At 67.9% G+C, this 12095-nt stretch carries 10 protein-coding genes; all 10 read right to left on the bottom strand.

Features of this window, described 5'->3' with window-relative positions:
- Positions 1-76 precede the first annotated feature (76 nt).
- The gene (ilvC, locus tag C5E05_RS18615) at positions 77-1102 is read right to left on the bottom strand and encodes a ketol-acid reductoisomerase (RefSeq protein ID WP_104342769.1); all 1026 of its coding nucleotides are present in this window, start codon (positions 1100-1102) and stop codon (positions 77-79) included.
- A 69-nt stretch (positions 1103-1171) separates the two neighbouring features.
- The gene (ilvN, locus tag C5E05_RS18610; protein WP_104240428.1) at positions 1172-1678 is read right to left on the bottom strand and encodes an acetolactate synthase small subunit; all 507 of its coding nucleotides are present in this window, start codon (positions 1676-1678) and stop codon (positions 1172-1174) included.
- A gap of 3 nt (positions 1679-1681) precedes the next feature.
- On the bottom strand, positions 1682-3487 hold the full coding sequence (locus C5E05_RS18605; protein WP_104240427.1) for an acetolactate synthase large subunit: 1806 nt from the start codon (positions 3485-3487) through the stop codon (positions 1682-1684).
- 62 nt (positions 3488-3549) lie between these two features.
- A complete protein-coding gene (ilvD, locus tag C5E05_RS18600; protein ID WP_104240426.1) occupies positions 3550-5250 on the bottom strand; it encodes a dihydroxy-acid dehydratase in 1701 nt (566 codons plus the stop codon).
- 50 nt (positions 5251-5300) lie between these two features.
- Positions 5301-5798: a monovalent cation/H(+) antiporter subunit G gene (mnhG, locus tag C5E05_RS18595; protein ID WP_104342768.1), complete on the bottom strand. Its 498-nt coding sequence runs from the start codon at positions 5796-5798 to the stop codon at positions 5301-5303.
- Positions 5785-6069, bottom strand: a complete 285-nt coding sequence (locus C5E05_RS18590) for a monovalent cation/H+ antiporter complex subunit F (protein WP_104240424.1) — start codon at positions 6067-6069, stop codon at positions 5785-5787. Before C5E05_RS18590 ends, mnhG begins: the two co-directional genes overlap by 14 nt.
- Positions 6069-6776, bottom strand: a complete 708-nt coding sequence (locus C5E05_RS18585) for a Na+/H+ antiporter subunit E (RefSeq protein ID WP_104306085.1) — start codon at positions 6774-6776, stop codon at positions 6069-6071. Before C5E05_RS18585 ends, C5E05_RS18590 begins: the two co-directional genes overlap by 1 nt.
- Positions 6773-8338, bottom strand: coding sequence for a Na+/H+ antiporter subunit D (locus C5E05_RS18580; RefSeq protein WP_104240422.1), 1566 nt, complete (start codon positions 8336-8338; stop codon positions 6773-6775). The genes C5E05_RS18585 and C5E05_RS18580 overlap by 4 nt, the downstream gene beginning before the upstream one ends.
- Entirely contained in the window at positions 8335-9021 is a 687-nt protein-coding gene (locus C5E05_RS18575; RefSeq protein ID WP_104306084.1) for a Na(+)/H(+) antiporter subunit C, read from the bottom strand. The genes C5E05_RS18580 and C5E05_RS18575 overlap by 4 nt, the downstream gene beginning before the upstream one ends.
- A complete protein-coding gene (locus tag C5E05_RS18570; RefSeq protein WP_104342767.1) occupies positions 9018-12095 on the bottom strand; it encodes a Na+/H+ antiporter subunit A in 3078 nt (1025 codons plus the stop codon). Before C5E05_RS18570 ends, C5E05_RS18575 begins: the two co-directional genes overlap by 4 nt.

Here is a 12095-nt window from a genome sequence, read left to right as displayed (position 1 = left end):
GCGCAGAAGGGCCGGCCCCGAGCGGATGCTCTGGGCCGGCCCCGTGCAGTTCAGGACTGCGGACGGCTGGTGACGCTTAGCGCGCGACCTGTCCGTCGACGTAGTCGCTGTCGGTCTGCTTCCAGGCGAAGAGCTTGCGCAGCTCCTGGCCGGTCTTCTCGATGGGGTGCGACTCGCCCTTCTTGCGGAACTCGGCGAACTCGACGCCGCCGTTGTCCTGGTCGTCGATGAAGCGCTTCGCGAAGGCGCCGGACTGGATGTCGGCGAGAACGGCCTGCATGTTCTCCTTGACGCTCGGGTCGATGACGCGCGGGCCGGAGACGTAGTCGCCGAACTCCGCCGTGTCGGAGACCGACCAGCGCTGCTTGGCGATGCCGCCCTCCCAGATGAGGTCGACGATGAGCTTCAGCTCGTGGAGCACCTCGAAGTAGGCGATCTCGGGCTGGTAGCCAGCCTCGGTGAGCGTCTCGAAGCCGTACTGGATGAGCTGCGACGTGCCGCCGCAGAGCACAGCCTGCTCGCCGAAGAGGTCGGTCTCGGTCTCCTCCGTGAAGGTCGTCTTGATGACGCCGGCACGGGTTCCGCCGATGGCGGCTGCGTAGGAGAGCGCGGTCGCCCAGGCGGTGCCCGACGCGTCGTTCTCGACGGCGATGATGTCCGGGATGCCGCGGCCTGCGACGAACTCGCGGCGCACCGTGTGGCCGGGGGCCTTCGGGGCGACGAGGATCACGTCGACGCCCTCGGGGGCGTCGATGTAGCCGAAGCGGATGTTGAAGCCGTGGGCGAACGCGAGCGTCTTGCCCTCGTTGAGCTTGTCCTTGACGCTGTCCGTGTAGATGGAGCGCTGGTGCTGGTCGGGGGCGAGGATCATGATGACGTCGGCCCACTCGGCTGCATCCGCAACGTTGAGGACCTCGAAGCCATCTTCCTGGGCCTTGGGGGCCGACTTGGAGCCGTCCTTCAGGCCGATCTTGACCTCGACGCCGGAGTCGCGAAGGTTCTGCGCGTGGGCGTGGCCCTGCGAGCCGTAGCCGACGATGGCTACCTTCTTGCTCTGGATGATGCTCAGGTCTGCGTCGGTGTCATACAGGATTTCAGCCACTTGTGTGCTCCTTGATTGTTGGCGTTCTGGCGTTTGGGTGGTGCTGAGCGGATGCGCGCGACGCGAGGGTCAGCGTGCGACCCGCTCGGTCATGGATTTGGCGCCGCGCCCGACGGCCACGAGGCCCGACTGGACGATCTCGCGGATGCCGTACGGCTCGAGCACGCGCAGGAAGGCCTGCACCTTGCCCGTGTCGCCCGTGGTCTCGATGACGAGCGCATCCGTCGCCACGTCGACGACGCGGGCCCGGAACAGGTTGACGGCTTCGATGACCTGCGAGCGCGTCGTCGCGTCGACCTTGACCTTCACGAGGAGGTGCTCGCGCTGCACGGAGGCGTCGTATTCGAGTTCGACGATCTTGATGACGTTGATGAGCTTGTTGAGCTGCTTGGTCACCTGCTCGAGCGGAAACTCCTCGACGTCCACGACGACCGTGATGCGCGAGAGCCCTTCGACCTCGCTCGTTCCGACGGCGAGCGACTCGATGTTGAAGCCTCGGCGGGCGAACAGCCCGGCGACGCGCGTCAGGAGGCCCGGCTTGTCCTCGACGAGGAGGGAAAGTACGTGCTTCGACATGTTCTACTCCCCCTCGAAGGTCGGGCTGTGTTCCTTGGCGTACTGGACGAAGCTGTTCGAGACGCCCTGCGGCACCATCGGCCACACCATGGCGTCGGCGCTCACGACGAAGTCGATGACGACGCTGCGGTCGTTGGTCTCGAGTGCGAGCTTGATCGCGGCGTCGATCTCCTCCTCCTTCGTGACGCGGATGCCGAGCGCCCCGTAGGCGTCGGCGAGCTTCACGAAGTCGGGGATGCGGACCGTCTCGTGCCCCGTGTTGAGGTCGGTGTTCGAGTGGCGTCCGTCGTAGAAGAGCGTCTGCCACTGTCGCACCATGCCGAGCGACGAGTTGTTGATGATCGCGACCTTGATGGGGATGTCGTTGATCGCGCAGGTCGCGAGTTCCTGGTTGGTCATCTGGAAGCATCCGTCGCCGTCGATCGCCCACACCGTGCGGTGCGGTTCGGCGACCTTGGCGCCCATCGCCGCTGGGATGGCGTAGCCCATGGTGCCGGCGCCGCCGGAGTTGAGCCACGCGTTGGGGCGCTCGTACTTGACGAACTGCGCCGCCCACATCTGGTGCTGGCCGACGCCCGCCGCGTAGATGGCTTCGGGCCCGGTGAGCTCGCTGATGCGCTGGATGATGCGCTGCGGCGAGAGGAGGCCGTCGCTCGGCTCGGTGAAGCCGAGCGGGAACTCCGCCTTGAGGCCGTTGAGGTAGGTCCACCACTCTTCGAGGCGCGAGGCCTCCGCGGGAGCGTGGTCGGTGACGGCGGCGAGGAGGTCGATGGCGACCTCGCGCGCGTCACCCACGATCGGCACGTCGGCCGTGCGGATCTTGGAGATCTCGGCGGGGTCGATGTCGACGTGGATGACCTTGGCGTTCGGCGCGAAGAGCGCCGACTTGCCGGTCACTCGGTCATCGAACCGGGCACCGATCGTGATGAGCAGGTCGGCTTCCTGCAGCGAGAGCACCGCGGGTACCGTGCCGTGCATGCCGGGCATGCCGAGCATCTGCGGGTGCGAGTCGGGGAACGCGCCGCGTGCCATGAGCGTCGTGACGGCCGGCGCACCGGTCTTCTCGACGAGGCGCTGCACTTCGGCGGACGCACCGGAGCGGACGATGCCGCCACCGAGGTAGAAGACGGGCTTCTTGGCCTGCGCGATGAGCTGCGCCGCGGCGAGGATCTGCTTGCCGTGCGCCTTCAGGACCGGGCGGTAGCCGGGCAGGTCGAGCTTCACCGGCCAGACGTACGGCGCCTTCTTCTGCTGCGCGTCCTTCGTGATGTCGACGAGCACGGGCCCGGGGCGACCGGTCGACGCGATGTGGTACGCCGCGGCGATGGCCGCCGGGATCTCCTCCGGCGTGCGGACGAGGATGCTGTGCTTCGTCACCGGCATGGTGATGCCGATGATGTCGGCCTCCTGGAAGGCGTCCGTTCCCATGAGGTGCGAGAACACCTGGCCGGTGATGGCCAGCAGCGGCACCGAGTCCATGTAGGCGTCGGCGATCGCGGTGACGAGGTTCGTTGCGCCTGGGCCGCTGGTCGCGATGCAGACGCCGGTGCGGCCACTCGCCGAGGCGTAGCCCTCGGCGGCATGGCCGGCGCCCTGCTCGTGGCGAACCAGGATGTGGCGGAGCTTGGTGCTGTCGAGGAGTGGGTCGTACACCTCGATGATGGCGCCACCCGGCAGTCCGAAGACGTCCGTGACCCCGAGGTTCTCGAGGGTGCGGACGACAGCCTGGGCTCCGGTCAGCATCTCGGGCTCGTGCCCAGCGGAGGGTGGTGACGCCGCGGCGATGCGGGCGGCAGTTTCCTGCGTCATGAGATCCGTTCTTCTTCGTACTCGATGAGTCGAGCGCGGTCGATGAGGGACAGCCCTGAGGGCTAGCCCGTGGTCGCGCCCTCGGACGCGCTGCGAACGAGCTTCGAGTATTTCGCAAGCACGCCGCGCGTGAACTTCGGAGGGAGCGGTTCCCAGCCTTCTCGGCGGGAGGCGAGCTCAGCTTCGTCGACGAGTAGGTCGATCGAGCGAGCCGCGATGTCGACCCGAATCAGATCTCCACTGCGGACGAAAGCGATAGGACCTTGGTCGACCGCTTCCGGTGCAATGTGGCCGATGCACAGGCCGGTTGTGCCGCCTGAGAATCGTCCGTCCGTCAAGAGTAGTACATCCTTGCCGAGACCTGCGCCCTTGATGGCCGCCGTGATGGCGAGCATCTCGCGCATGCCCGGTCCACCCTTCGGGCCCTCGTAGCGGATGACGATGACGTCGCCCGCTTCGATCTCGCCGTTCGTGAGGGCATCCATCGCGCCGCGTTCGCGCTCGAAGACACGCGCTGGGCCCTCGAACACGTCGGCGTCGAAGCCGGCCGTCTTGACGACCGCGCCCTCGGGAGCGAGGGAGCCGTGCAGCACCGTGATGCCGCCGGTCGCGTGGATGGGGTTGCTGACCGTGTGCACGACGTCGCCGTCGACGGGGTCGGGATTGAGGTCGCGGAGGTTCTCGGCGAGCGTCTTGCCCGTCACCGTGAGCGCGTCGCCGTGCATGAGGCCCTCGTCGAGGAGCGCCTTCATGACGACGGGGATGCCGCCGTGGCGGTCGACGTCGTTCATGACGTACTTGCCGAAGGGCTTCATGTCGGCGATGTGGGGAACCTTGTCGCCGATGCGGTTGAAGTCGTGCAGGGTGACGTCGACCTGCGCCTCGCGGGCGATCGCGAGGAGGTGGAGCACGACGTTGGTCGATCCGCCGAGTGCCATCGCGATCGCGATCGCGTTCTCGAAGGCCTCCTTCGTGAGGATGTCGCCCGTCGTGATGCCCTGGCGGAGCAGGTTCACCACGGCCTCGCCGGAGCGGTGCGCGAACGCGTCGCGGCGGCGGTCGGCCGACGCGGGAGCCGCCGAGCCCGGCAGGCTGAGGCCGAGGGCCTCGGCGACGGAGGCCATCGTGTTGGCCGTGTACATGCCACCGCAGGCACCCTCGCCTGGCGCGAAGGCGCACTCGATGCGCTTCAGGTCGGACTCGGACATCTTGCCGGCCTTCGTGGCGCCGACCGCCTCGAAGGAGTCGATGATCGTGATGTCCTTCTCGGTGCCGTCCGAGAGCTTCACCCAGCCCGGCGCGATGGACCCCGCGTAGAGGAAGACGCTCGAGAGGTCGAGGCGTGCGGAAGCCATGAGCATTCCGGGGATCGACTTGTCGCATCCCGCGAGGAGGACCGTGCCGTCGAGGCGCTCGGCCATGACGACGGTCTCGACGGAGTCGGCGATGACCTCGCGCGAGACGAGCGAGAAGTGCATGCCCTCGTGGCCCATCGAGATGCCGTCGGAGACGGAGACGGTGCCGAACTGCAGCGGGTAGCCGCCGCCCGAGTGCACGCCCTCCTTCGCGCCCTGCGCGAGGCGGTTGAGGGAGAGGTTGCAGGGGGTGATCTCGTTCCACGAGGACGCGATGCCGATCTGCGGCTTGTCCCAGTCCTCGTCGCCCATGCCCACGGCGCGGAGCATGCCGCGCGACGTGGTGGCTTCGATGCCGTCGGTGACGACCCGACTGCGTGGCTTGATGTCGATTTCTGGCTCAGGCATGCCCGCCATTCTACGCCGCGGCGACGGCCGGGCAGTGCCGTCGCGACAGGCTACTTCTCGCCGTGCCCGAGGCCCTCGTGCTCGGGTGCCGGCTCTCGTTCCGGCTGGCCGGTCCGGACGGCGTGCGCCCGAGTCAGTTCGTCGTCCGTGCGGCGCTGCGCGCTCTCGACGGCGGCCGCGAGCTCGTCGGCGTACAGGGGCACGTTGTCGAACTGCCTGCTGCGGTAGCCGGCTCGCGCGAGCATCGTCGCACCCGCCGGGGTCGTCAGCATCTGGAAGAACATGATCGGGATGAGGAACAGGATCGTCGGCAGGTGCGTCTGCTGGACGGCGAGGCCGATGAGCAGGAACATGAGCCCGGCGATCTGCGGCTTCGTCTGCGCGTGCATGCGCATGAGCACGTCGGAGAAGCGCATGAGGCCGACGCCCGCGGCGAGCGACAGCAGCGCGCCGAGGCCGAGGCAGACGAGGGAGATGACGTCGAGGATCTCGAGTGGCCCCTCGGAGAGGAGCCCCCCGGATGCGAGAAGCGGGTCAGAAGCGCTCACTGGCGTTCGCCTCCTGCCTGGTGACGTGCCTGGCCACTGCGACCGAGGCGATGAATGCGGTCATCGCGAGCGCGAGGACCAGCGGGAGGGTGTCCGTGTGTCCGCGGATGATCATGTCGGCGACGAGCACGCAGATGAGGATCGTGAGGAGCGCGTCGGACGCGACCATGCGGTCGATGATGGAGGGGCCGCGGATGATGCGGATCACCGCGAGCAGCGCGGCGACCGCGAACATCGTGCCGAAGATCCAGACGAGCACGTCGACGACCATCACTTGTTCCCCTCCGGAGCCGTTGAGCGGCTGCCCGCCGCGCCCTCGATGAAGACGGGCATGTCGTGCGCGAACTGCTTGTCGCGGATGCCCTCGTGCTTCTTCTGCGCCGGCGACTGGCCGATGGGGCCGAGGCCGCGGCGCACCCGGTCTCGGTTGACTCGCCAGAGGTCGTCGCGTGTGCCCAGGGCGAGCGCGAGGCCCTCCTCGACGTCGAGCGCAAGCGCCTTGACGGACTCGACGGCCTCGTCGGTGGAGGCATCGAGCACGTGCAGGTACAGCACGGAGTGCATCCGGTCGACCTCGACCACCATGGAGCCGGGGATGAGCATGTTCACCTCGGCGGTGAGCGTGAGCACGAAGTCGCTGCGCGTGCGCAGCTGCACCGAGACCACGGAGCCGAGTGGCGGCTTCGCGGGCCGGAACGCGAGCCACGCGACGATGAGGGATGCGCTCACGAGGCGGTAGAGGAACTTCACGAAGAAGACGAGACTCCACCACAGGTTGAAGCGACCCGAGAGGTCGACCGCCGGCAGGTAGAAGACCTCGACGATGATGACCGAGAAGATGATCCCGGTGACGACGCTGATGACGTCGACGTGCCCCCACAGCACCAGCCAGAACGCGACGAGCGCGAGCAGCAGCGGCAGCTGGACGAGGATGGCGTGTCGCCTCGGCTTGCGGGCGCTGACGTCTTTCACCTTCATGGCTTGAGCACCTCCCCGTTGGAGACCGAGCTGATGTACTCGGCGGGTACCAGGTCGAACGCGGCCGTCTCGGACCACTCGTAGATGGGGCCGGCGAAGACCGTGATGGCGACGCTCACGGCGACCATGGTGGTCGTCGCGATCGTCATGAGGCGCGACGAGGACTTCGTCTCGGTCACGACGGCGGACTCGGGGGTGTCGGAGATGCGCTCCGTCATGGGCGACGAGAAGTCGACGACCTGCTCCTGCGTGCGCCAGAAGCCGAGGTTCCAGACGCGGATGAGGGCGTAGAGCGTCAGGAGGCTCGTCACGGCACCCGCGCCGATGAGCACGTAGCTGAGCACGCTGCCCTCCGCCGCGCCAGCCGTGAAGAGGCCGACCTTGCCGATGAAGCCCGAGAACGGCGGGATGCCGCCGAGGTTGAGCATCGGGATGAAGAACAGCACCGCCACGAACGGCGCGCGCTTGAGCATCCCGCCCAGGTGCGTGAGCGAGGACGAGCCCGCGATGCGCTCGATGAGACCCGTGACGAGGAACAGCGCCGTCTGCACGATGATGTGGTGGACGATGTAGAACACCGTCGCGGCGTCACCGAGCTCCGTGCCGAGCGCGACGCCGAAGATCATGTAGCCGATGTGGCTGACGAGCGTGAACGACAGCATTCGTCGGATGCCCGCCTGCGCCACGGCGCCGAGGATGCCGACGACCATCGTCAGCAGCGCTATGACCATGAGCAGCACCGAGATGTCGTTGTCCCAGAACAGCAGCGTCTCGGTGCGCAGGATGGCGTACACGCCCACCTTGGTGAGCAGGCCCGCGAACACGGCCGTCACCGGTGCTGGCGCCGACGGGTACGAGTCCGGCAGCCAGAAGGACAGTGGGAAGAGCGCCGCCTTGATGGCGAACGCGATGAGGAGCGGCATGTGCAGCATGAGCTGCACGTCCTGCGGCAGCTCGGCCATCCGCACGGCGATCTCCGCGAAGTTCACGGTGCCGACTGCGCCGTAGATGAGGGCGATCGAGCCGAGGAAGATGAACGAGGACACGAGGCTGACGACGATGTACGTCACGCCCGCCTTGATGCGCTCCGTCGTGCCGCCGAGCGTGATGAGCACGAAGCTCGACACGAGGAGGATCTCGAAGCCCACGAACATGTTGAAGAGGTCGCCGGCGATGAACGCGTTGTAGACGCCAGCCGCCAGCACGAGGTAGGTGGGGTAGAAGATGGAGACGGGCGTCTCGTCGTCGCCGTCCGCTGCGCCCTGTCCGATGGAGAACGCCATGACGGCGAGCAGCACGATGCTCGTGACGAGCACGAGCATCGCCGACAGCTGGTCGACGACCAGCGAGATGCCGAAGGGGGCGAGCCAGCCGCCGCCCTGCACGACGAGCGCCTCACCCGAGGTGTTGACGGCCACGAGCAGGCCGATGCTCACGACGAGTGCGAGCACGAGCGTCGCCTGGGCCAGGAAGATCTGGAGGCGTGCCGCGCGAGCCGCGGTCAGCGTGAGGGCCGCTCCGATGAGCGGCACGAGCACGATGAGGGGAACGAGCCAGGTCATGAGCGGTCCCCCTTCCCTGCGTCGTCGTGCGGTTCGGCGTGGTCGTCGGCGCCGGAGTCGAGTCCGACCTCGCGAGCACCGTCGGGCTGCGAGCCCTGCTCGGCTTCCGCATCCTGCTCACCGGCCCGGAACTCCTCGAGCTCCTCGTGCCGGTTGCTCGGCTCGGTGGCCTTGAGCGATGCCTCGGCGAAGCTGTCCTTGCCCGAGCCGGGTTTCGGCCCCCCGCCCATGTTGATGCGGGCGGTCGAGACCGCCGCTTCCGCGTACTCCCCGAACTCCGTGTCGCCCGAGTCGTCCTCGTCGAACTCCTCGTCGTCCTGAGACAGGTCGGCCGTGCGCATCGCGATGTCCTCTTCGTCGTCGCTCACGGTGTCGGCCTGCGCCAGGCGCCACGAGCGGTAGATGAGGGCGAGCATGAAGGCCGTCACGCCGAAGGTGATGACGATGGCCGTGAGGATGAAGGCCTGTGGGATCGGGTCGGAGTAGTCCTCCGGCGCGACATCAGGGTCGTAGATGGGGGCGAGGCCGAAGCTGCCCGACATGAAGAAGAGCAGGATGTTCGTGGCGTTGCCGACGAGCAGGATCCCGAGGAGCATGCGCGTGAGGCTGCGCTCGAGGAGCAGGTAGACGCCGCACGTGTAGAGCGCGGCCATGCCGACGAGGAGCACGAGGGACAGGGTCATGAGCGGGTCACCTCCTCGGATTCGACGGGTTCGATATCTGACTGAACGGCTTCGACCTCTTCGTTGACGCGGGCGAGCGCCCCCGTGTTGTAGCCCGTCTCGCCACCGTCCGGGGTCTCGCCCTGGAGGCCGTCGTGCTCGGCAGCCGAGTCGGAGTCGGGGGACGCATCCTGTTCGATCTGCAGGTCGATCTCCGAGCCGAGGGAGCGCAGGATGTCGATGACCAGCGCGATGACGATGAGGTAGACGCCGATGTCGAAGACGGTCGACGTGACGAAGACGAACTGGCCGATGCCGGGGATGTCCTGGTCGATCCACGAGGAGGTGAAGGGTGCCTGGCCGAAGAAGATCGGCACGAGCGCCGTGAGCGTCGCGAGCAGGAACCCGATGCCGAGCAGCCGACCCGCATCCACCTTCACTGCCTCATCGAGCTCGGCCCTGCCGCCGGCCAGGTAGCGCGCGGCGAGCGCGAGGCTCGCGACGGCACCGCCCGCGAAGCCGCCACCTGGGGTGTTGTGGCCGGTGAAGAGGAGGAAGAGGGATGCGATGAGCAGCGCGTGGAACACGAGCCGCACGACGACCTCGAGGATGATCGAGCGGTTGTTCGGGGCGAGCGACTTCCCGGCGATGAGCCAGACCTTGCGGCGCTCCCCCTGCAGCTTGTCTGCCTTGCCGAGCTTCTGGCCGGCGGCGCTCACGGCCGCGAGGTCGATGGGCTCGGTGACGGGACGCGAGGCGCGCAGGAAGCGCGGGCCGCGGGCGGCGTCCACGCGCGAGCGGCCGCGGTTGTTGAGGTAGACGAGGCTCGCGACGCCCGTGGCGGCGGCGATGAGCACGGAGAGCTCCCCCATCGTGTCCCAGCCGCGGATGTCGACGAGCGTGACGTTGACGATGTTCGAGCCGTGCCCGCCCTTGAAGGCGAACTCGGGGAAGAACAGCGAGTCGGGGGAAGCCTGGCGGGAGGCGAGCGCGATCCAGGCGACGATGGCCATGACGATCCCGACGGAGCCGCCGATGAGCCAGCGCAGCCACGATGGCGGGTTCTTGAGCGCCTTGCCGTGGCGTGCCGGGAGCCGGCGCAGCACGAGGACGAACACGACGAGCGTGATCGTCTCGATGAGCGCCTGCGTGATCGCGAGGTCCGGGGCGCCGGAAAGCGCGAAGAGCCCCGCCATGCCGTAGCCGGTGACGCCCACGAGGATGACGCCCTGGAAGCGCTTCTCCGAGCTCGTCACGAAGAACGCGGCGAGGATCATGATCAGGATGATCGCGATCTCCTGCCAGCGGATCTCGGTCTCGAACGCGGGCACCGGGGTGTCCATCGTGACGAGCGTGAAGACGGAGGCGACGACGAACATGATGAAGATCGACGCGAGGTAGAAGGGCAGCGAACCGCGCTGGGTGGTCGCGGTGGTGCGGGCGGCGATGACGTCGACGACGCGCATCGTGGTCCAGTAGCCGCGCGACGACTCGATGAGCGGCGGCACCTTCGCCTGGGCGCGGGCGACGGGCGCCCGCCAGAGGAAGAGCAGGCCACCGAGGATGAAGGTGCCGATCGTGATGAACAGCGCTGGCTCGAATCCGTGCCACAGGGCCAGGTAGTACGGCTTGGCGCCCGGCATCTCCGGCAGCGTGTCCGCGTACATCGCGAGCACGGGGTCGACGAGGCCGGAGGCGAAGCCGAGGCCGAGCGAGGCGGCGACGAGGATGAGCGGGGAGAACATGAAGTCGAGGTGCTCTGGCACGTAGCGGACGCGCTCGACCTCGGGCTTCGACGCGAAGGCGCCGTAGAGGAAGCGGGCCGAGTAGGCGACCGTGAACACGGTGCCGATGATGACGCCGACAAGTGCGACCCAGCCCCACATGTTGCCGGCCTCGCCCGCCTCGAGGAGGGCCGTGAGGATGGCCTCCTTGGCCACGAACGTGAACATCGGGGGCACGCCGGCCATGGCGGCGATCGCCAGCGCCGTCATCCAGAACAGCACGGGTGCGGCCTTCGCGAGGCCGGAGAGCTTGCGGATGTCGCGGGTTCCCGTGCGGTGGTCGATCATGCCGACGATGAGGAACAGCGCGGCCTTGAAGCACGCGTGGGCGATGACCATGGCGAGGCCCGCGAGCGCCGCGTCCCGCGTGCCGAAGGCGACGACGATGGTCATGAAGCCGAGCTGGCTGACGGTGCCGTAGGCGAGGATCAGCTTGAGGTCGTGCTGGCGCAGCGAACGCCACCCGCCGATGAGCATCGTCGCGATGCCGATCGTGACGAGCACCTCGCGCCAGCCGGGCATCTCCGCGTAGCCGGGTGCGAGGCGCGCGATGAGGTAGATGCCGGCCTTCACCATGGCCGCGGCGTGCAGGTACGCGCTCACCGGGGTGGGCGCGGCCATCGCGGCGGGGAGCCAGAAATGGAACGGCGCGAGGGCCGACTTCGTGACCGCGCCCGCGAGCACGAGCATGATGGCCGTGATGGTGAAGCCGTCGAACTCGGGCGGGTTCGCGATGATCCCGGACAGCAGCGACGTGCCGGTCGAGGCGTGCAGCATGACGAGGCCGACGAGCATGGCGAGGCCGCCGAGCGTCGTGACGAGCAGCGCCTGCATCGCAGCACCGCGGCTCGCGCGCTTCGACGAGTAGTGCCCGATGAGCAGGAAGGAGAGCACGCTCGTCGCTTCCCAGAAGATGAAGAGGAGGTAGATGTCGTCGGCGAGCACGAGGCCGAACATGACGCCGGCGAAGGCGAGCAGCACCGCGGCGAAGCGGCCGATGTCGGGCTCGTCCGGCTTGAAGTAGCGGCCGCAGTAGACGAGCACCAGCGAGCCGATGCCCGTGACGATGAGCGTCATGACCCAGGCGAGCACGTCCATCCGCATGGCGATGGCGATGTCGATCTGCGGGATCCAGGGGATGCTCTCGACGAGCACCTCGCCACTCAGGATGCGCGGACCGAGCAGCGCGGTCCAGACGAAGGCGACGGCGGGGACGGCGGCGGCGACGAGGAACGTCACGTTCCGAAGCCACCTGTGGAGCACCGGAATGAGGATGCTCGCGCCGAGGAAGATAGCCAGGAACGCGATCAT

The sequence above is a fragment of the Pseudoclavibacter sp. AY1H1 genome (assembly GCF_002931055.1).
Taxonomy (GTDB): Bacteria; Actinomycetota; Actinomycetes; order Actinomycetales; family Microbacteriaceae; genus Pseudoclavibacter.
Note: the sequence above shows the minus strand (reverse complement) of the source record. Positions and strands in the feature narration are given on the sequence as shown.